The organism is Pseudodesulfovibrio sediminis (assembly GCF_020886695.1).
In the GTDB taxonomy this organism is placed as follows: domain Bacteria; phylum Desulfobacterota; class Desulfovibrionia; order Desulfovibrionales; family Desulfovibrionaceae; genus Pseudodesulfovibrio; species Pseudodesulfovibrio sediminis.
In genome coordinates this window covers 2,731,030-2,752,049 of record NZ_AP024485.1, presented here as the reverse complement: position 1 = coordinate 2,752,049, position 21,020 = coordinate 2,731,030, and the positions used below count along the sequence as shown (strand labels likewise).

The following is a 21,020-nucleotide window of genomic DNA, read 5'->3' as shown; positions in this document are numbered from 1 at the left end:
TTTCCCCAATCGGGAGAACCTTATTTGAAGAAGTTTGATACTGGAAAACAGTTCAGCGCATATATCTTGAAGTCTCCCACTAAGGCCGTTGGCCGGGTTATAGAAGAAGAAAGAGATGCTCCCGAGGGGGAAACCCTACGGGAGCATCCTCTTTATGGTAGGTGGTTATAAGTATATGAAAATACACGATATTTTATCGATTTTCACAAAGTTGGCTCCTGAGGAAAATCAAAGTTCCTGGGACAATTGTGGCGTTCAGATCGCGGGAACCGTCTCTGAAACCTACCGTGTAGGCGTGGCGTTGGAGCCGACCCCGGAGACCCTGTCCAAGTGCTATGAATGGGGAGCCGGAGCGGTCATCACGCATCATCCGCTGTACATGAAACCCAAGGCCCCGAACGCCGAAGGCATGTATCTGGAGGTGCTGCGCCAGACCATCGAGGCAGGCGCGTGGCTCTACAGTGCACATACTTCTCTGGACACACGGCCGGGCGGCCCTGCTTTCTGGCTGGGTGATAAGCTGGGACTCCAGTTCAGAAAAATTCTGGAGATCGAGACCGGGTACACGCCGATAGAGGCCTCGTTCTACACAGAGGACCCCATCTCCAGAGAGGCCGCTGATATCTGGGCCAATCATGACGGTATCCATTCGGTCTCGCAAAGCCGGACAGGTGAAGTCCGACTGGTCTGCGAGGAAGCGGACTGGAATGACGTCGCCAACAAGATCGAATTTTCCCTGGGCAAACGCCCGTTGTTCTATATCCGCTCCCTGACCGCCCCCCGGCGCGAAGTGGGATTCGGTGAAGTCGGAACACTGGCCGCACCCTTGAACTGGAATGATTTCATGACCAAGCTGGACGGACTCATCCAGCGTGACGCACTCCTGATTTCAGGGCCGCAGCCGGAGACCGTTTCCACTGTCGCCTATTGCGGTGGTTCAGGGTCGTCACTTATCGACAAGGCCGCCAGAGCCGGAGCAGACGTCTTCATCACCGGCGACATGAAATACCATCCGGCGGTCGAGACCCCCATATGCGTGATCGATGTGGGACATTTTTCATTGGAAGAGGAAATGATGCGGCTCTTTGCCGAAGAACTTGATGGAGAGCTGGACGACGTTGATGTCCGGTTCTTTACCGGCACGGACCCTTTTCGGGTGCATGTGTCCAAATAACTTTGAAGGAATCACTTTCTAGTGTTTTCAAATAGATAGCGAGGTTCAAAATGTATCAGAAACAAATTGAGCAGTTGATTGTCCTGCAGGAAGTGGATGACGAAATCCTCACTCTCCGGGATGAGATCGAACAGGCTCCCAAGGAGCTGTCGGATCTCGAAAGCCAGATGGCCGAGTTTGATGAACGGCAGGAACAGATCAACGAAAAGATGAGCATCCTCAAGGATCAGCAGAAAAAGCTGACCTCCGAGATGGACGAGGACGCCGGAAAAATCAAGAAATCCAAAAACAAGCTGATGCTTGTGGGCAACACCAAGGAATATCACGCCATGATGCGCGAGATGGACTCACTGGAGAAGCTCAACAGGATGCGTGATGACGAGCAGGAGGCTGTGCGCGAGGAACTGGTTCGCCAGGATGAAGCCACTAGCGCTCTGATTGAAGAAATGAGTGGAGTCAAAGAGCAGTACGCTGCCCTGAAGACCACGCTGGACGAACGCATGGCCGCAGCACAGAAGAAACTCGACTCTCTGGGTCGCAAGCGCAAGAAAGCCTGCAAGGCCATTCCGCCGCCGATCCTGGGCCGGTACGAATTCATTCGCGAACGCATGAAAAACCCGGTCATCGTCTCTGTTTCCCACGGCGTCTGCTCCGGCTGCAACATCATGATTCCGCCGCAGTCCTTCAACGACCTGCAGAAAGGCCACCAGATCCTGAGCTGTCCCAACTGTCAGCGCCTCATTTACTGGCGGGCCCATATCGAGCCGGAACCGGAAATTGAGGAAACGCCGAAGAAAAAGGCTCCAGCTAAGAAAAAAGCACCGGCCAAGAAAAAGGCTGCCAAATAGAGTTTTATCAAGTTTGGAGTCGGACAGGTCATCGCCGCGATCACTGATCGGGGAGGAAAGTCCGGGCTTCGCAGGGCAGGACGCTGGGTAACTCCCAGGGGGAGCGATCCCCGTCAAGTGCAACAGAAAGGAGACCGCCTCCGGGTTTTCCCGAAGGTAAGGGTGAAACGGTGGGGTAAGAGCCCACCGGCTGTCGTGGTGACGCGGCAGGCCAGGTGAACTCCGTCCGAAGCAAGACCAAATAGGACAGCGTTGTAGGTCGGCCCGACCGAGCTGTCGGGTAGGTTGCTTGAGGCGGCTGGTAACAGTCGTCCTAGATGAATGATGACCACCCCGCAAGGGGAGACAAGACCCGGCTTATGACCGGCTCCGACTTGAACCATATCGTGCGGGAGAGATGATCTCCCGCACGACCATATTTCGACCATAGGTTGCCCCATGGACAGACCGCTGAAACATATCTGGGGAATCATCCTCGCCGCAGGCTCCGGCACCCGCATCGCCGAAGCCACCCAGGGTACGCGCAAGCAGTATCTGGAATACAAGTCAGCGCCCCTTTTCTGGCATTGCGCCCGCACGTTTTCGCGGGTGGCCGCCATGCAGGGAGTCGTGTTCGTCTTCCCGCCCGACGATGTCAAAGCCATGGAAAAGCAGGTCCGCACCTATTTCAAATCCGAGAACCTCGGCGTGAAATGGGCGGTGACCGCAGGGGGCGAGCGGCGACAGGATTCCGTGCGCAACGGCCTGGAAGCCCTGCCCGACACCTGCGAAGCCGTACTCGTCCACGACGCGGCCCGTCCTTTTGTTTCGGGCCGTGTCCTCACCGACCTCATCGAAACGCTGCAATCCGGCGCACGCGGGGTCATCCCCGCCATTCCGGTGACTGATACCGTCAAACGGGTGGACAACGACACGGTCACCGAGACCTTGAACCGATCTGAACTGGCTGCGGTCCAGACACCGCAGGCCTTTGAGACGGCCCTGCTCAAGGAAGCCCATGAGCGCGCTGCCAAAGAAGGCTGGACCGTCACGGACGACGCCTCCATGGTGGAACGGATTGCCGAGGTCGTCACCATTCCCGGTGAATCCGCCAATATCAAAATCACCGTCCCAGAAGACCTGAAACGCCTTGAGCAGACCAAGACACCGGTTCCCTGCGTGGGCTGGGGATACGACGTGCATCGCTTTGGCGGCGAAAACGACCGCCCCTTCACCCTCGGCGGCGTTCCCATTGCCGGCGGGCCGACCATCGTGGCCCATTCAGACGGCGATGTGCTGCTGCATGCCCTGACAGATGCCATCCTCGGCACCTTTGGCGGCGGCGACATCGGCACGCATTTCCCTGACACCGACCCCAAATACAAGGGAGCGGACAGCTCCGTGCTGTTACGTGAAGTGCTCTTCCTGGCCAATGAAGCCGGAGCAGCCATCAAGCATGTGGACATGACCGTGATGACACAGGTTCCCAAGCTCACCCCCCATGCCGCACAGATCGCCAAAAACGTCTGTAGACTCCTCGGCCTGGAACCGCATCAGGTCAACTTCAAGGCCACCACCGAGGAGAAGCTCGGTTTCACGGGGCAAAAGAAAGGCATCAAGGCCGTGGCCACCGTCACTGCCCTGAGGGAGTTGTAGATCGTGTCCAATATTTTTAAATTTCTGCTTTCATTCGCCCTCTTCGTGATCATCTGCTGGTTCGGACTGCAATGGTTTGTCAACTCCGAGGTCAAAAAGGAACTGGATACGGCGGTCAGCCATACCACGGGCCTCACCCTGACCTATGCGGACCTGTCAGTGGATATTTTAGAAAAGCAGGTGGTCCTCAAGGACGTGGCAACAACCCTGCCTTCCGGGGTGCCGCTCACAGCCGATGAAGTTCGTATCATCGCCTTTGACCAGCTTCATGAGGTGCCCCACTTTGCCACGCTTAAGGCCCGGGGGCTGACAATTCCGAACACCCCGAAGCTCTTTGGCGACTACGCTCAGCCCATGACAGCACTCGGCATCGCCGACTTTGCCGGTGATACACAGCTGGACTACACCTACCACCCCGATGACAACGTGTTGGAAATCAAATCGTTTTCCTTCAACGATCCCAAGCTTGGGTTCATGAAACTACGCGGCTCGCTGAACAACATCGACCTGGATGAAATGCGGGCGGAACAGTCAGTCGGCGTGGGCATCAAGGATGTCAGGCTGACCTTTACTGACAATGAACTCATGAATATCCTTACAGCGGACTGGGCCAGAAAAATGGGGATGTCCAGGGAAACGACCCTTGACAGAATCTCCACAGAATTGGACGGTCTTGCACGATATGCAGGCAAACAGGATAATCAAAACGCCAGGGATGTCATGCTGGGGCTCAAGCGATTCCTGAACGACCCCGGAACGCTCTCCGTTTCCGCCACGCCCAAGAAGCCGGTACCTGTGCTCTACTTCTTCATGGGGCGGGATATCTTTGACAACCTGCAATTGCTGAACTTGAAAATTGAGACCGATTCCAGCGAAGGAATCTAATTAAACCATAATTATTTCAAATAAATAAAAATGGAGCGATTCAATGAGACTGTACAATACCCTTAAACGACAGAAAGAAGAATTTGTCCCCGCAAACGGCAACGACGTCAACATGTACGTCTGCGGCATCACGGCCTATGACCTCTGTCACATCGGGCACGCCCGCTCCAGCGTGGTCTTCGATGTCCTGTACCGCTATCTCCAGCACAAGGGATACAACGTCAACTTCATCCGCAACTTCACGGACATTGATGACAAGATCATCAAACGAGCCAATGAAGTGGGTCAGGAAGCCGGCGCGATCGCCGAAAAATTCATCGGCGAGTTCTATGTGGATATGGACAAGCTCTCCATCCTCCGCCCCACGGTGGAGCCCAAATGCACAGAGCACATTCCCGAAATGATCGCCCTGACCGAGCGACTCATCCAGAAGGGGCACGCCTACCCCACACCGTCCGGCGACGTCTATTTCAAAGTCCGTTCCTTTGAAGGATACGGCAAGCTCTCCGGCCGCAACATCGACGAACTGGAGTCCGGCGCCCGCATTGATCCGGGCGAAGAAAAGCAGGATCCGCTCGATTTCGCCCTGTGGAAGGGAGCCAAGCCCGGTGAGCCGTCCTGGGAATCCCCCTGGGGCCAGGGACGCCCCGGCTGGCATCTGGAATGTTCGGCCATGAGCGAGAAGTACTCCTCCCTGCCGCTGGATATCCACGGCGGCGGACAGGATCTCTCCTTTCCCCACCATGAAAACGAAGTGGCCCAGACCGAGGCTGACACCGGCAAAGCGTTCGCCAACTACTGGGTGCACAACGGCTTCGTGCAGATCAACTCCGAAAAGATGTCCAAGTCGCTGGGCAACTTCTTCACCATCCGCGATATTCTGGACCAGTTCCTGGCCGAAACCTTGCGCTACTTCCTGCTGACCATGCACTACCGCAGCCCGCTGGACTTCTCCTTCGACGCTCTGGAAGAAGCGGAGAAAGGCATCAAGCGCATCTATGCCGCCCTGGCACAGATTGAGGTCGAACTGGCCAAGACCAAATGGAAAAAATCTCCATTCCCCGAAGAGCTGACCACTGAGTTGGACGAGATCGAAAAACACTGGAACGAGGCCATGGAAGATGACATGAACACCGCCGGTGCCATCGGTCATATCTTCTCGGCCATCCGCTTGGCCGGTCGCGTTGCCGAAGACAAGAATCTGCGCAAGTCCGAAGGCGGCCGCGACCTGTTCGCCCGCATCAAGGAAGACGTCGCAGGCTGGGCCAAGGTGCTCGGCATCTTCGAACGCGTACCCGCCGAATTCCTGACCGAACTCCGCGACAACCGCGCTGTCCGCGCTTCCATCGATCCGGCCAAGGTACAGGAATTTCTGGAAGCCCGCGATGAAGCCCGCAAAAACAAGGATTTCAAGAAATCCGACGACATCCGCATGGCCCTCAACGCCATGGGCGTGGATGTCATGGACACGCCTGATGGCGCGACCTGGGATGTGTTGTAGAATCAGATTGTGAAACCGCCTGCGGCGGAATTGTCGGGTGAATTCGTCTCCGACGGCCAAAGGGCGAGCCCCTTTGGAATCCTCTGTCGCCTGCGGCGAAACTGTTGATAAAAAAAGGGCCACCCATCCGGGTGGCCTTTCTTATTGAAATAACGAACCGTCTTCGCGTAGCGACACACAAAGTTTGGGAGAGTCCAGAGAACCCTTTACGAAGGGTTCTTTGGTCGCCGAAGGCATCTTCTGTCTCTACTTCACCTTCAACGACCAGAAGTAGCGCGTATCTTCGACTGCCGGGTAGCTTGCCACGTCACCGAGCTCCCACCCATCGGGGATGTTGGCCGCACCCGGCGGCGGGTCATTGGCCAGAATAACGACCATGCCCTTGCGGTCTGCTTCGTTGCGTACCATGGGGTGGATGAAATCAAGCAGCTTTTCCCATGGCATGAAGGCACGGCTCAGAATCAGATCCGCCGTAGCCTGTACGCCCGACTTCTCCAGCCGGGTCAGCACATCCTCGGCCTTGCCGTGAAAGACGTTGGTGCCGGGCAGTTTGAGCCTGCCGAGCACACTCCGCATGAAGGTGGTGCGCTTTTCGCGGACCTCGACCAGCCAGTAATCGCCTTCCTGCCAGAGGATGCGCAGGGGAATCCCCGGCAATCCGGCTCCGGCCCCGAAATCGAGACAGAGCGGCTTGTCCGGCAGCTGCAACCCGGCCAGAAAATCAGCCAGAAACAGCGAATCAACCACCAGCCGATCAAAGATGCCCCGCCAGCTCGACGGGCCGACCAGATTCATCTTCTTGTTCCATTTGGTAAGTTGCCCCAGATACGTGGCCAGCAGCTCGGCCTCACCCGCTTCCACAGGGCGGCCAATCCGCTTGGCAGCGGTCCAGACTTCAGTATTGGTAGGAGATATGTTTGCCATAAGTATGTACTACGAACTTTTGCACCGACAATCCAGACAATGCTGTCCAATACGCCCTGTCACCTTGAAGCACTCAAGGATGGGCAGCGTCCGGTTTACAGGGGTAGCCCGGCCAGTAACGCAGCCTCGCTGCGCTTGAACCGGGACAGCCTGAAATAGCACACGTGCCCGCTAACAGGGCGCCGCTACTCCTCGCCTTCAAGAGGACGGGTGTAGCCGCAGCCCTTCTTGGGACAGGCAATATGCTCGCCCTTATCCTTGGTGGTCTTGCGCGTCAGGATGGGATGCTTGCACTTGGGGCATTCCTCGGCAATGGGCCAGTTCCAGACAGCGTAGTCGCACTTGGGATAGGTGGAGCAGGAATAGAACAGCTTGCCCCGGCGCGAGGATTTCTCGACCAGTTCGCCCTCGCATCCCTCCTTGGGACACGGAACGCCGGTGGAAAACGGCGCGGCATAGGTGCAGTCAGGATAATTGGAACAGGCGATGAACCGGGAACCAGTGCGCGCCTTCTTGAGCAGCAACTCGCCGCCGCATTCAGGGCAGGTGCCGACCACTTCGGGCTTCTCGGATTCAACCACCTGAATGACCCCGTCCGCATCACGGGTAAAGTTGACGATGGACTTGCAATCCGGGTAGCCGGTGCAGCCAAGGAATTCCCCTCGACGGGACTGCTTGATAGCCATGGGGCGACCACACTTCTCGCATTTCACGCCGGTGTCTTCGGGCTTTTCACGCTCCACAACCTGGATGGCACCCTGCTCGTCACGGGTAAAGTTCTTGATTGTCCGGCAGCTGGGGAACCCGGTGCAGCCCAGAAATTCGCCGGTACGGCCAAACTTGATGGCCATGGGCTTGCCGCAATTCTCGCAGGTGATGTCCGTGACCTGCTGGCTCCGGGCCATCTCGGTACGGGCCTTCTCCAGGGTGGGATAAAAATCATCACCAAACGCCTTGAGCAGGTCTTCCCAGTCCTTCTTGCCGTCAGCCACGTCATCGAGCAGAGACTCCATCTGTGCGGTGAAGCCGACATCCATGAGTGCCTGAAAATGTTCGGAGAGCTGATCGGAAACAGTGAACCCGAGTTCCGTGGGCACGAAGCGCTTCTCTTCCTGACGGGCGTATTCGCGGTCCAGCAACGTGGAGATGATCGCGGCATAAGTGGACGGACGGCCAATGCCCAGTTCTTCCAGAGTCTTGACCAGCGAGGCTTCAGAGAATCGCGGCGGCGGCTGGGTGAACTTCTGCTCTTTCTTCAGTTCGTTCAATTGCAGCACATCGCCCTGGGCCAGCTTGGGCAGTTCGGTGTCGTCTTCGGCTTTGGCCTTGTCCATGGCAGCCAGGAAACCGGGGAAGAGCAGCCGTTCGCCCTTGGCACGCCAGATTGTCTCCGGGGCGCTGACCAGAACCGTGGTGTCCCAGAAAGTGGCCACGGCCATCTGCGAGGCAACAAACCGCTGCCAGATGAGCCGATAGAGTTTGTGCTGCTCCGACGGGAGATAGGACTTCACGTCATCGGGCGTGACAGAGACATCAACGGGACGGATCGCTTCGTGCGCGTCCTGTGCGCTGCCCTTGGTCTTGAAATGTCGGGTCTTGGGCGGATAGTAGTCTGCGCCGAAGCGTTCGAGGATGAGCTTCTTGGCCGCATCCTGAGCGTCCTTGGCGATACGCACGGAGTCGGTACGCATATAGGTGATCAGCGCCGTGGTGCCCTGCTTGCCGAGTTCCACACCTTCGTACAGACGCTGGGCAATGGACATGGTCCGCTTGGCGGAGTAGCCCATGCGCCGGTTGGCGTCCTGCTGCAGGGTGGAGGTGATATACGGGGGCAGCGGATTGCGTTTGCGCTGCTTCTCGACCACGGAATCCACGACGAACTCACCGGTCTCCAAAGCCTGCTGCAAGGACTCGGCCTGTTCCTGATTGCCGACATGATTGACGCCGGGCTTAACCGCTTTGCCGGACAGCTTGTGCAGATCCATCCAGAACGGCGGCGGATTGCCGCCCTCAAGCAGTACCTTGAACGGCCAGTACTCATCGGCCCGGAAGGCACGACGTTCCTTTTCGCGTTCCACCAGAATCTTGAGCGCGACGGACTGTACGCGTCCCGCGGAGATACCGCGCTTCACGTTCTTCCACAGAATGGGAGAAATCTTGTAGCCGACCAGCCGGTCCAGAATGCGACGGGCCTGCTGGGAGTCGAACAGGTCCTCGTTGAGTTCCTGGGCGTTTTCCAACGCCTCTTTGACTGCACGGGAGGTAATTTCGTTGAACTGGATACGCCTGATATTGTCATTGACCGGTTTCAGGAGCTCGGCCACATGCCAGGCAATGGCCTCACCCTCGCGGTCGGGGTCAGGTGCGAGGAAGACGGTGTCCGCCTTCTTGGCTGCGCTGCGCAGGCGTTTGACGACATCCTCTTTGCCCTGAATGACTTCATAGCGGGGAGCGAAGTTGTTCTCTTCATCCACACCGAGGTCGCGGGTAGGCAGATCGCGGACATGGCCGACTGAGGCATCGACGATATAGTTCTTTCCAAGAAATTTGGAAATGGTTTTCACTTTGGCAGGGGACTCAACGATAATCAGATCTTTTGACATGCTCGGCTCTCATATCAGGCTCTTCAAAAACGCACGATTGCATCATTTTCCTGCGCATTCCGCCGCTTCGGCACTCGCGCATTCTTGAACAGACTGTTAGATACTTTTCCGGGTGAATTGTCGATTTCAGGGCCAGTGGACATCCATAAACCCACGCTCGACCAGTTGATGGGGGTCTATGCATGTTTATTGGGCATCTCGTCAAGTCTCTTTATATAGATAATGGATGAAATCTCCTTTTTTACCCGGTCTTCCCATACCATCAGACCTCCCATTTCACCAAATTTTCACACATCGACAAGCAGACGTCACCTCTTCGACGCACAGCGCACGGAATGAAAGCGTATCAACGATCATCTGATTAACACATCCATATTTTAGGAGAAAAAATGTCTAATGACCATCTTAAACGCCGTGACTTCCTCAAACTCGGAGCTATAGCAGGGGCTGCGGTTGCTGTTAGCACCGTGTCCACTCCCTCTTTTGCTGCTCTGTCCACACGCTCTTTGAGCGAATGTATGGAAATGGACGCTGTTGCCATGGCCGACGCCTCTGCTCCGGTTTCCGCTTCATGGCGTTCCATTCGACTCGCTGCCACAGAGATCCGCAATCCCCTTATCCGCAAAAAAGTGGAGGCCATTCTCGACAACCCCGCGCCCACGGTGACCAAGGGACTGGGCACAAGCGAGAAACACGCCGCGTACAAGGAGCTGGTCGCCAAAGGCCTTATCAAGGATGTTAAGGAAGCGGATTTCCTGCCGCCCTCTTCAAGCGCCACCACATCGGCCCAGCCATTCTACTCCGCACCCGGCAGCGGCTACCACAGCCACCACGCCTACCCGGGCGGACTGGCCACGCATACCGGTCTCAATGTGCAGGTGTCCATGGCCATCCACGACAACTACAAGCAAACCTACAATTACCTCCTCGACAGGGACGTGGTCATCGCAGCCCAGCTCCTGCATGACCTGCACAAGCCCTGGGTCTTCCAGTGGGACAAAAGCGGCGAATCCAGAACCGAACGCAAACTGGCCGGGACCGGCGAACATCACCCGCTGGGCGTTGCCGAATCCATTGTCCGCGGCCTGCCCGCCGAGGTTATCGTGGCTCAGGCATGTGCGCACAATCACCCCCGCACGCCTGCGGACGAAGCACAGGTCGTGGGCTGGCTCACTGCCGGGGCCATCCTCGCCGGAGTCGATCCGGTCAAACGCGGGCTGCTCGAAAAGGATGGCAAGACCCTGCCTCTGCCCCGCCGTCAGGAAGGATTCGTCACCCACCTCGGCGACCACGACTGGATTCTGACCGTCCCGGCAGCCCAGTGGATCGTGCCGGTCATGGAAAAAATCGCAGTCCGCGACTACGGCATAAGTGAAGGCGACCTCAAGAAAAAGCCCTTCAACCAGTTTCGCAACTACGTTTTCTCCCAGGCCACCATCATGTCTCTGTACGAAACATACGCTTCACAAGGCGAAGCTGAACTCGTGCGCACCGTGCATTCAATCGTCACCCCAGCCTAGTATTTCGCTCTCATTCAAATAAAAAAGGAGACGGTAAACCGTCTCCTTTTTTTATTTGAAATCATCGAACAGATCTGCTGCGCGTCCAAACCCATCACCGACTGTTTGTATGGAGCCACCCGAAAAAAACGGGATCAGGAGAAAAAGGAAGAACAATACGCGGCCCTATAACTTCTAAGAGCCAAGTAACTCGTCCACGAGCTGTTTGTAACTCGCATACCGACTTTCTGAAATATGCCCCGCAGCAACTGCCTCTTTGACGCCGCATTTCGGTTCGTTCAGGTGAAGACAGCTGCTGAATTTGCACTCGGATTCGTACTCGACAAATTCTCTGAAATAGTGCTTCAGCTGGTTGGCCTCCATCTCTTCACTTTCAAGAGAGGAAAAGCCCGGTGTATCGACCACATATGAATCATCATGGAAGCAAATCAACTCTGCATGTCTTGTGGTGTGTTTTCCTCTACTGTTCTTATCACTGACAGAGCCAGTTTCGAGGACCATCTCATCCTGAATCAAGTTCAGTATGGAGGATTTGCCCACACCTGAAGGGCCTGCAAAAACGGTTGTCTTACCATAGAGTAAGGCCTTGAGCTCACCAATGCCCTGGTCTTTGATGGAACTGGTCGGTAAAACTGCATAACCGATTTTTTCATATTCCCTGACGATGGTATCCACTTGTTTTATTGACAGTATATCAATCTTATTAAAGCAGATGATCGCATCTATGCCATTGGCTTCCACCATCACCAAAAATCTGTCCAGAAGATTGTAATTCGGCTCAGGCTGACTGACAGCAAAAACGATCACAGCCTGATCCAGATTGGCCACTGTGGGACGATTCAAGGAATTGTCACGATCAAAAATCTTCTCAATGTTGCCAATCTTCTTGGCATCATCCACCAACGCCATATCTACATTGTCACCAATGAGCGGTTTGATTTTATCTTTTCTAAAAATGCCCCGGGCTCTGCATTCATAGACACCTTTGCCTGGTACATGAACACAATAAAATCCACCGACGCCTTTAATAATTTTCCCTGTCACTCAGGACACTCCATTTGATACAAGTATTATGAACCTGTATTACAAATTTTTATATTTGAACACCTACGCTCACATATCGCAATCACCCCTTTTTCAGTATACATTATATACCAATTACACCGTCCACAGCCAGGATGGGCTGTCTATTCCATCATCACTGCCCCCCCCCCGACACGGCCCCCCCACTCCACCCGAACTCGCCTTTTTGCAGATAAATCGACATCAAACCATTTGTAGACTAAATCTAGACATAAAATTCTGATAAAGTTACACTTTTTCTTACTTTGTCAATTTGGGCAAAATTTCGGGTAGTTACGGCGGGAAAAGCTGTGCTATATGAAGAATTGAAGCGGAAAGAGAAACAAAAATTCATTAATTCATTAAACTAAATAATAATCGGGCCGATAAGAGAAAATGAGACCTAAGGCCTGAAATTCATAGAGAAGTTATGAGCGACAGAAAGACGGAATTGGCCGAACGCGTGGCCGAGGTAAAAGAACAGCTGGCCGCGGCAGCCGCTTTGGCAGACCGCAACCCCGAGGATGTACACCTGCTGGCCGTGTCCAAACTGCACCCGGCGTCGGACATTCGGGCTCTGGCGGAAACAGGCCAGATGGATTTTGGCGAGAACTATGTACAGGAAGCGTTGGGCAAACTGGAAGAGCTGAGTGATCTGGACCTGAATTTCCATTTCATCGGCGGCCTGCAGTCCAACAAGGCAAAATTTGTCAGCGGCAATTTCGGGCTGGTGCACAGCGTGGACTCTCGTAAACTGGCCCAGGCATTGCACAAAAAAGCGGTAAGTTTGAACGTTGTTCAGGACATCCTTATTCAGGTAAACATCTCTGGAGAAGTGCAAAAGTCTGGAATCACGGAAGAATTACTCCCTGATATGGCCGATGCGGTCATGGAAATGGAGGGCGTGCGCCTTGTCGGTTTGATGACAATGCCGCCGTTTTTTGATGATCCGGAGCGGGCCAGACCTGTTTTTGCCCGGCTCAGAGAGCTCAAGGTTGTATTGGAAAAACAAGTAGGTACAAAATTGCCGCATCTCTCCATGGGCATGAGCGGCGACTTTGTTCCAGCGGTGGAAGAAGGGGCGACACTGGTCCGTATCGGGACCCAGATATTCGGCGCTCGGCCGCCACAAGGATAACGCGTAAAAGCGAGGCAAAGGAAACGGTATGGATCTCGGAACCATAATAGGCATTGTTCTTTCATTCGGCCTGGTGCTGTCAGCTATTCTGTCAGGCTCCAGTCTGATCATCTTCGTTTCCGTGCCCTCCTTGCTCATCGTTGTGGGCGGCACCATTGGCGCAGGGCTGGTCAACTACCCCATGAACTACGTCATCGGTGTCATCGGTGTTATCAAGAACACCTTTTTCTCCAGCTTGGACGCGCCCTCCGACATCATCGAGCAATTCAAGGATTACGCCAACCGCGCACGCCGCGAAGGCATCCTGTCACTGGAACCCCTGATCAAGGAAATCGACGACGATTATCTGCGCAAAGGGTTGCAGCTGACCGTTGACGGACTGGAGCCGCAGACCATTCAGGAAATCCTCGAAACCGAAATCTCCTACCTCGGCGATCGTCACGCCACCGGCGCGGACGTGGTGGCCGCACTGGGCACGCTGGCCCCTGCCATGGGCATGATCGGTACGGTTATCGGCCTGGTGCAGATGCTCCAGACCATGTCCGACCCGTCCTCCATCGGCCCGGCCATGGCCGTGGCCCTGCTGACCACATTGTATGGCGCCATCATCGCCAACCTCGTTCTCAACCCCATGGCCGGCAAGCTCAAGGCCCGCAGCAAGGAGGAGCTCCTGCTCCGCGAAATGATCCTGGAAGGCATTCTGTCCATTTCCAAAGGTGAAAACCCCCGTATCATTGAGGAAAAACTGAACAGCTTCCTGCCGCCCAAGGACAGGGTCAGCGAAGACTAGAAACCCCGGAGAGGGTGCGTCATGGCCAAAAAAAAGAAAAAACTCGACTGCGAAGAGATCCCCCCGTGGATGGTCACGTTCGCAGACGTCATGACACTCATGCTGACCTTTTTCATCCTGCTGGTTTCCATGTCCACCGTGGACCAGCGCCGCAAGCTCGTTGCCCTTGGCTCCATCATCGGTACCTTCGGCTTCAATGACTCCAGCTACGACACGTTCTCCAAGAACGACACCAAGAAGACCGTTGAGCCCGGCCCCATCGACTCGGGCGATCTGGAACCGCTCCAGTCTCTGAAATGGGAAAACGTGGACGACGACATCGACTTTCGATCCAACCGATTCGTGCAGATTCTGTCCATCAACGCCAGCCTGCTTTTCGAACCGGACGGGTCCACGCTCAGCCTTGAAGGCATCGCCACGCTCGACAAGTTTCTGCCCCTGCTGTCGCAGGTGAAGTACCCCCTGCTGCTGGCCGGTCACACCGCGGATCTACGCGACGAACTGGGGTTGAACTATCAACCCGGCGACGACTCGGCCAACCCGGACCTGTCGTGGAAGCTCTCTTTGAACCGCTCCCTGGCCATCTATCAGTACCTCATTCAGAACGGCATGAATCCGGCCATGCTCAAGGTGGAGGCCTTTGGCAAATTCCGCCCCCACTATCCGCAGCTCAAACCGGAAGACAGACGCCGCAACCGCCGTGTGGATATCGTTCTGGACAAGCGCTCCAGCCAGTTGGCCGATCGCATTATCCAACCCACAGCCACGGAAGAGGACCGCAAGGAAACCATGGATGTGGACGGCTTTGAATTCGACGTGACCACTCCACCGGAGTTGAGGTAGCCATGGGCAAGAAGAAAAAAGACGAACCCTGTCCGCCTCTGGCGCTCTGGCTGGTCACGTTCTCGGACCTGATGACCCTCCTGCTGACCTTTTTCGTCCTGCTCCTGACCATGGCCTCCATGGATAACGCCATCTTGACCACCGTCACCCTGACCACGGCGGACCTGGGCCTGCTCGAAAAACGCGGCTCAGGCCGGGTCAATGTCAAGGAGCGCATGATCATAGACCTCATGGAAAAACCATGGGAAGTGCTGGAAAAGAAACAGCGCATCAAGGACCTGCTCTTCCCGGACGACGAGCTGCCCGAGGAAATCGAAAAGGCGCAGCTCGACGAGAATCTGGAGGTGCTGGCCAAACAGGATGGCGTGGCCCTGGTGTTCACCGACAAAATCCTGTTTATCGAGGGCAGCGCCGAGTTGTCGACCAAGGGGCAGTTCCTCATTGGGAGGCTGGTGCCCATGATGACCGAGACCACCGCCCCCATCAACGTGGCCGGGTACACGGACGCCGCAGAGGGCGCGCAAAATCCCTATGAGCTGTCCGGCGACCGCGCCCTGTCCGTCCTCTCGTTCATGGTGGGCAAGGGCGTGCCCAACAAACGATTCAGTCTTTCCGCCTATGGCAACGACGTTCCCGTGATGAACGAATTCGGGAAACCCGTGCCTTCGGCAATGAACCGGCGCGTTGAAATACTGCTCAAGACGGCCCGGCCCATCGGCGGTTATCAATAACCTCCGCACACAGGCCACACGATCTGTGTCTAAACTTTGTCTGGAAACTTGGCTCAATTGTCGATATAGAGAGAATGCAACATAAAGCAGGAAAAAGGTGTCCACCATGGCAGATGACGATCTCACGCAGGAAGAAGGAAAGAAGAAAGGCGGAATGCTGAAATGGATCATCATTCTCGTGGTGCTGATTGCCCTCGGTGTTGGTGGATATTTCGGCTATACCATGTTTATTGCCGCCCCCAGCGAGGATGACGCAGCCACCTCGGAGATGACCGATGGCGATCAGGAACCGTTGGAGAATCTCGAAGGCACCCTTGTGCCGCTGCCCACGTTCCTGGTCAACCTGGCCGATCCTCTGGGCCGCCGGTATCTGAAGCTCGGCATCGAAGTCGAGGTACGGGATGAAGAAGCGTCCGCAGCCCTGACCGCCAAGGAAGCCAAGATAAAGGACGCCCTGCTCCTGCTCCTGTCGAGCAAGACCTACGACGGCCTGTCCTCTACAAAGGCAAAGATCGAACTCAAGCAGGAAATCGCGGATAGGCTCAACCAGGTTATCGGGAAAGGCGGCGTGCTGAGAGTGTATATTACCGAAATGGTCATCCAGTAGCACGCTTTTTGCAAAAACAGCTTCGGACCGTCATGTTTTTTGACGGACTGCTGATTTCAAACGTTTTTCGCGAGGTATAACGACATGTCTGACGATCAAGACAAACTTGCACAGGAATGGGCGGACGCCCTCTTGGATGGTGATGGCGACGGTGGATCTGATCCCGATGATCCGCTTGGCGCGCTTGAAAACGTTGCCGACCCAGCTGATGCAGGTGGCGCGGATATGGGCCAGGACGATGAGGCCCTGGCAGATGAATGGGCCGCAGCGCTGGCCGACACCGAACAGGACGAGATCAAGCACGAGAAAGAACAGCAGTTCCTCTCCACCCAGACGCATGACTACGAGTTCACCGACATGGGCCCGGACGCCAAAGCCGGTAGCTCTTCCGGCAAACGCGACCTGGACTTCATTCTCGACATTCCGCTGGAAGTCTCGGCCGAACTGGGCCGTACCAAGCTCCTGATCAACGAACTGCTGCAGCTCGGTCAGGGTTCGGTTGTCGAGCTGAACAAACTGGCAGGCGAACCCTTGGAAATTTATGTGAACGGCAAGCTGGTGGCGCGCGGCGAAGCGGTCGTCATCAACGAGAAGTTCGGTATCCGTCTGACGGATATCATCAGCCCCATCGAGCGAGTGAAACAACTTGGCTAACACGGCTGCAACTCAGGCAGCAGGCACTGCCATGCAGCTTCCTGCGGTGGACTCAGGAACGACAATCCTAACCACTGCCGGATACCTGTGCCTGATGCTTGGCGCCATTTTTCTGGCATACTGGCTGCTCAAGCGGTTTGGCGTCCCCGGCGCCATGAGCGGCCAGGGCGGTCCCCGTCTGATCAGCCGCCTCATGCTCGGCAACCGGCAGTCCATAGCCGTGGTCCGATACCGCGACAAGGACATGATCCTTGGCGTGACCGAAGAAAACATCACCCTGCTCGCCAGTGAAGAGGCAGGGGAGGACATCGAGGTGGAGCAACCGGCCCGAAGCTTTGCCTCATTTCTGAAGAGGAGCGGCAACAATGACTCGGAGCAGTAAACGAGGATTCATCATCCTTGGCCTCGCTCTGGCGGGTCTTCTGCTCCCGGTGCTGGCCTACGGGCAGGTGCCGACCATCCCCAAGTTCACCATGGAACTGGCCGCCGGACAGGCCGAGCCGGAAGAAATCTCCTCACTGCTGGAAATCCTCTTTCTGCTGACCGTCCTGTCCATGGCTCCGGCCATCATGTTGACCATGACGTCGTTCACCCGCATCATCATCGTGTTCCACTTCATCAGGCAGGCCATGGGCACCCAGCAGATGCCCCCCAACCAGATCCTGTCCGGGCTGGCCATCTTCATGACCATGGTCATCATGTACCCTGTGGGCAAGGCCATGAACGACACGGCGCTCCAGCCGTACATGGATGAACAGATAGGCTTCACCGAAGCACTGGAGCGGGCGCAGGTTCCCATTCGCGGCTTCATGTTCAAGCACACCCGCGAAAAAGATCTGTCAATTTTCTACTCCATCACCAAGGAAGAACGGCCCGCGACCAAGGAAGAGGTCCCCACCATCATGCTGGTGGCCGCCTATACCATCTCTGAGCTCAAGACCGGGTTCACCATCGGCTTCCTGATCTATATTCCCTTCCTGATTCTGGATATGGTCGTGGCCTCCATCCTGCTCGCCATGGGTATGATGATGCTGCCTCCGGTCATGATATCATTGCCGTTCAAGATTTTGCTCTTTATTCTGATCGACGGCTGGAACCTGCTCATAGGTTCTCTGGTCAACACGTTCCAGTGACGGGACACAATAGTTTTCCCAGGGAGAAGTGCGTCCGATGACTCCTGAATTCGTGGTTGGATTCGCCAGACAGGCGATTGAAATGACATTGATCATATCCCTGCCCATGCTCGGTATCGGCATGATCGTCGGTATTTTCATTTCCATTATCCAGGCAGCCACCCAGATTCAGGAAATGACGCTGACCATGGTGCCGAAGATCGTTGCCATTTTCATCGCGCTCCTCCTCGCCTTTCCATGGATCATGGACAAGATGACGTCCTACACCACCAATCTCTTTTTGAACCTGCCCAATTATATCCGGTAACGACATCGCGCCGGAACGGCATGACATCATGAACCGATACCGATGCCACGGTTCCGTGGCCGCTGTATGCAGACGCAGCTGCAATACGGCACGATTCCTTTACCGGGAGTTGCTCTTTTTCCTTTTCCACCTTGACAAGAATGATGACAATCGGGTTGAAACCGCATAGATTTGGCAACAGTGCCCCTGCCGCACAAAACCAACAACGTGAGCATTCAATGAAGAAGACTACTCCTGCGCTGAAAGGACTCCCTGCATCCAGGCTCCGGGCCACCCTGGACCCCGCCAAGATCCCCTATGCAACCAGCTCGGACATTCCGGCAAAAAACGTCTATCCCAAGCTCCAGCCCCGGGCCATCCAGGCCCTGTCCCTGGCCCTTGAGATCAAGGGGAACGAGCATAACATCTATGTTTCCGGCGAACCCAACATGGGCCGCACCTATTTCGTCAAAGCCTTTCTCACGCCCACGGCGGCCAAAGCAACACCTCCGGGTGACGTGGTCTATCTCTACAACTTCGAGGACAACGACAAACCCATTGCCGTGCACATGGCCGCTGGCAAGGGCCGCAAGCTCAAGACCGCCCAGCACAAGGCAATGACCCATATCCGTCAGGAGATCCCGGCTCGCTTCGAAAAGGACACCTTCCAGAAGAAACACGAGGCCATGGTCAAGAAGTTCAACGCCAAACGGGAAACCCTGTTCAACCAGATGGACGAAACAGCGGAAAGGGAAAACTTCTCCCTCAGCCTGGACGAGGAAGGCGTGCTCACGCTTTCCCCCATCATGGATGGCGAGGTCGTGTCCGACAAGGATTTCGACAAGCTCAAGCCCGCCATGCGCAAAAAGCTCAAGGCCAAAGGCGAGGAGTTGCTCGCCGGGGTCAGTTCGCTGCTGCGCCAGATCAATCAGAATGAAATGGACATGCGCGAATCCGAGACCGCCCTACAACGGGAAATGGCCCAGGGCGTCATGAACGATTGCTTTACCAAGGCCATGGACAAATTCACCTCCATCGACGGCATGCCCGACTACTTCGAGGCCCTGATCAAGGAAGTCGTGGAGAACGTGGATCAGTTCATGCCCCGGGATTCCTCCCTGGCCGGACTCCTGCCCGACGGCATGCCCGGCGGCGAAGACTTCTTTGCCCGGTTCGAGGTCAATCTCTTCGTGGATAACGGCAAGACCAAGGGCGCACCGGTCGTGGTGGAGGATCACCCCACGCCCTTCAACCTGCTCGGTTCCATCGAACGCGAGGCCGAAATGGGGGCGCTCTACACGGACTTTTCCCTGATCAAGGCGGGCGCCATCCACAAGGCCAACGGCGGTTTCCTCATCCTGAACATGGAAGACCTGCTGTCCAACCCCAGCTCCTGGGAAGGCCTGCTCCGCGCCCTGCGCTCGGGCCAGTCGCGCATCGAGGACCCGGTGGACCCGGAACAGGTTCGCGCCCGTACCATCCAGCCCGCGCCCATTGAACTCGACATAAAAGTGGTGCTCATCGGCACGGACGAGCACTACGAGATCATGCTCTACAATGACGACCGGTTCGCCAAATTCTTCAAGCTCAAGGCGCACCTGCAACACGCGGCCACGCGCAACGCCGCCAACATCAAGAATTACATCTCCATCATCGGCCAGACCGCTCAGGAGACGGACGTGCTCCCGCTCACCCGTGAGGCCATGGCCGGGCTGGTGGATTTCTCTTCCCGGCTGGTGGAAGACCAGAAACGCCTTTCCCTGTACATCCCGCTCATCCGCGAGCGCATGATCGAGGCAACGGCCCTGGCCCGCATGGCCGGAAAAAAACAGGTGGACCTCACGGACCTGAACGAGGCCGTGGCGGCCAAGGATTACCGGGCCAACCTCTATGAAGAGGAGTTCATGACCGACTATGATCGGCAGGTCATCAAGGTCGAAACGACCGGTCAGGCAACGGGCCGCGCCAACGGTCTGTCCGTGACCCTGTTCGGCAACTACGAATTCGGTCTGCCCCATCAGATTTCCTGCACTGCGGGTGTGGGACACGGCGGCATCCTCGATCTGGAGCGCGAAGCCCAGCTCGGCGGCCCCATCCACACCAAGGGCATGATGATCATCAAGTCCTATCTGGTACGCCTGTTCGCCCAGGACAAACCCATTGTGCTGACCGGCTCGCTCTGCTTCGAGCAATCCTACGCGGGCATCGAGGGAGACTCGGCCTCGGGCGCGGAACTGGCATCCCTGTTGTCCGCCCTGTCCGATACGCCCATCAACCTGTCCTACGCCTTTACCGGCGCGGTCTCCCAGTCCGGCGCCGTCATGGCCGTCGGCGGCGTCAACCGCAAGATCGAGGGATTCTTCGAGGTCTGCCGCCGCCGCAAGCTGACCGGCAAACAGGGCGTCATCCTGCCCGCGGACAACGTGGTCAACCTCATGCTCAAGGACGAAGTGGTCCAGGCCGTTGAAAACGGCATGTTCCACATCTTCCCGGTCAAGACCATTGAGGAAGCCATGTATATCCTGACCGGCCTGCGCTGCGGCATACGCGGCAAGAACGGCGCATACCCCGCTGGCACACTCTACCGCAAGGTGGACGACAGGCTGGCCGAATTGACCAAACTCGCCATGCCGGCGAACAAGCAGTAACCGTTCAAAACAATCACAAGTGAAAAAGGCCGCGCTGA

19 protein-coding genes and 1 other RNA gene are annotated in these 21,020 nt (G+C 56.1%); 17 read left to right on the top strand and 3 right to left on the bottom strand.

Going from position 1 to position 21,020, the window contains the following annotated elements; all coding sequences use genetic code 11:
* Window positions 1–175 precede the first annotated feature (175 nt).
* The 6 genes from SRBAKS_RS13140 (at window position 176) to cysS (ending at window position 6,043) form a co-directional block, all read left to right on the top strand.
* The gene (locus SRBAKS_RS13140) at window positions 176–1,174 is read left to right on the top strand and encodes a Nif3-like dinuclear metal center hexameric protein (protein ID WP_229591351.1); all 999 of its coding nucleotides are present in this window, start codon (window positions 176–178) and stop codon (window positions 1,172–1,174) included.
* A gap of 50 nt (window positions 1,175–1,224) precedes the next feature.
* On the top strand, window positions 1,225–2,022 hold the full coding sequence (locus tag SRBAKS_RS13135) for a zinc ribbon domain-containing protein (protein ID WP_229591350.1): 798 nt from the start codon (window positions 1,225–1,227) through the stop codon (window positions 2,020–2,022).
* A gap of 15 nt (window positions 2,023–2,037) precedes the next feature.
* Window positions 2,038–2,397, top strand: an RNA gene (gene rnpB, locus SRBAKS_RS13130) — RNase P RNA component class A.
* Between the two features lie 63 nt (window positions 2,398–2,460).
* Window positions 2,461–3,657, top strand: coding sequence for a 2-C-methyl-D-erythritol 4-phosphate cytidylyltransferase (gene ispD / locus SRBAKS_RS13125; RefSeq protein WP_229591349.1), 1,197 nt, complete (start codon window positions 2,461–2,463; stop codon window positions 3,655–3,657).
* A gap of 3 nt (window positions 3,658–3,660) precedes the next feature.
* A complete protein-coding gene (locus SRBAKS_RS13120; protein WP_229591348.1) occupies window positions 3,661–4,542 on the top strand; it encodes a hypothetical protein in 882 nt (293 codons plus the stop codon).
* A 43-nt stretch (window positions 4,543–4,585) separates the two neighbouring features.
* Window positions 4,586–6,043, top strand: coding sequence for a cysteine--tRNA ligase (gene cysS, locus SRBAKS_RS13115; RefSeq protein WP_229591347.1), 1,458 nt, complete (start codon window positions 4,586–4,588; stop codon window positions 6,041–6,043).
* A 246-nt stretch (window positions 6,044–6,289) separates the two neighbouring features.
* Here the strand turns inward: cysS and SRBAKS_RS13110 are convergent, their stop codons facing one another.
* Window positions 6,290–6,967, bottom strand: a complete 678-nt coding sequence (locus SRBAKS_RS13110) for a 16S rRNA (guanine(527)-N(7))-methyltransferase RsmG (RefSeq protein ID WP_229591346.1) — start codon at window positions 6,965–6,967, stop codon at window positions 6,290–6,292.
* A gap of 185 nt (window positions 6,968–7,152) precedes the next feature.
* Window positions 7,153–9,570 (bottom strand): type I DNA topoisomerase, encoded by a 2,418-nt coding sequence (gene topA, locus SRBAKS_RS13105; RefSeq protein ID WP_229591345.1) that lies wholly within the window; start codon window positions 9,568–9,570, stop codon window positions 7,153–7,155.
* Between the two features lie 389 nt (window positions 9,571–9,959).
* Between topA and SRBAKS_RS13100 the strand changes: the two genes are divergently transcribed.
* Window positions 9,960–11,090: a twin-arginine translocation signal domain-containing protein gene (locus tag SRBAKS_RS13100; RefSeq protein WP_229591344.1), complete on the top strand. Its 1,131-nt coding sequence runs from the start codon at window positions 9,960–9,962 to the stop codon at window positions 11,088–11,090.
* A 174-nt stretch (window positions 11,091–11,264) separates the two neighbouring features.
* Here the strand turns inward: SRBAKS_RS13100 and rsgA are convergent, their stop codons facing one another.
* Complete coding sequence (rsgA, locus tag SRBAKS_RS13095) at window positions 11,265–12,134, bottom strand: ribosome small subunit-dependent GTPase A (RefSeq protein ID WP_229591343.1); 870 nt, start codon at window positions 12,132–12,134, stop codon at window positions 11,265–11,267.
* A gap of 448 nt (window positions 12,135–12,582) precedes the next feature.
* Here rsgA and SRBAKS_RS13090 point away from each other — a divergent pair, with 448 nt between their 5' ends.
* The 10 genes from SRBAKS_RS13090 to SRBAKS_RS13045 all read left to right on the top strand — a co-directional run bounded on the left by SRBAKS_RS13090 (window position 12,583) and on the right by SRBAKS_RS13045 (window position 20,982).
* Window positions 12,583–13,290, top strand: coding sequence for a YggS family pyridoxal phosphate-dependent enzyme (locus SRBAKS_RS13090; RefSeq protein ID WP_229591342.1), 708 nt, complete (start codon window positions 12,583–12,585; stop codon window positions 13,288–13,290).
* A 28-nt stretch (window positions 13,291–13,318) separates the two neighbouring features.
* Window positions 13,319–14,080 carry a motility protein A gene (locus SRBAKS_RS13085; protein WP_229591341.1) on the top strand — a complete coding sequence of 254 codons (762 nt, stop codon included), beginning with the start codon at window positions 13,319–13,321 and terminating at the stop codon, window positions 14,078–14,080.
* Between the two features lie 21 nt (window positions 14,081–14,101).
* The gene (locus SRBAKS_RS13080) at window positions 14,102–14,923 is read left to right on the top strand and encodes an OmpA/MotB family protein (RefSeq protein ID WP_229591340.1); all 822 of its coding nucleotides are present in this window, start codon (window positions 14,102–14,104) and stop codon (window positions 14,921–14,923) included.
* 2 nt (window positions 14,924–14,925) lie between these two features.
* Complete coding sequence (locus SRBAKS_RS13075) at window positions 14,926–15,654, top strand: OmpA/MotB family protein (protein ID WP_229591339.1); 729 nt, start codon at window positions 14,926–14,928, stop codon at window positions 15,652–15,654.
* A 106-nt stretch (window positions 15,655–15,760) separates the two neighbouring features.
* A complete protein-coding gene (locus SRBAKS_RS13070; protein ID WP_229591338.1) occupies window positions 15,761–16,261 on the top strand; it encodes a flagellar basal body-associated FliL family protein in 501 nt (166 codons plus the stop codon).
* Window positions 16,262–16,345: 84 nt separating this feature from the next.
* The gene (gene fliN / locus SRBAKS_RS13065; protein ID WP_229591337.1) at window positions 16,346–16,915 is read left to right on the top strand and encodes a flagellar motor switch protein FliN; all 570 of its coding nucleotides are present in this window, start codon (window positions 16,346–16,348) and stop codon (window positions 16,913–16,915) included.
* Window positions 16,916–16,946: 31 nt separating this feature from the next.
* Window positions 16,947–17,297 carry a flagellar biosynthetic protein FliO gene (gene fliO, locus SRBAKS_RS13060; protein ID WP_229591336.1) on the top strand — a complete coding sequence of 117 codons (351 nt, stop codon included), beginning with the start codon at window positions 16,947–16,949 and terminating at the stop codon, window positions 17,295–17,297.
* The gene (fliP, locus tag SRBAKS_RS13055) at window positions 17,281–18,048 is read left to right on the top strand and encodes a flagellar type III secretion system pore protein FliP (protein WP_229591335.1); all 768 of its coding nucleotides are present in this window, start codon (window positions 17,281–17,283) and stop codon (window positions 18,046–18,048) included. The genes fliO and fliP overlap by 17 nt, the downstream gene beginning before the upstream one ends.
* A 37-nt stretch (window positions 18,049–18,085) precedes the next feature.
* Entirely contained in the window at window positions 18,086–18,355 is a 270-nt protein-coding gene (gene fliQ / locus SRBAKS_RS13050; protein ID WP_229591334.1) for a flagellar biosynthesis protein FliQ, read from the top strand.
* A gap of 218 nt (window positions 18,356–18,573) precedes the next feature.
* Window positions 18,574–20,982, top strand: a complete 2,409-nt coding sequence (locus SRBAKS_RS13045; RefSeq protein WP_229591333.1) for a Lon protease family protein — start codon at window positions 18,574–18,576, stop codon at window positions 20,980–20,982.
* Window positions 20,983–21,020: the final 38 nt, after the last annotated feature.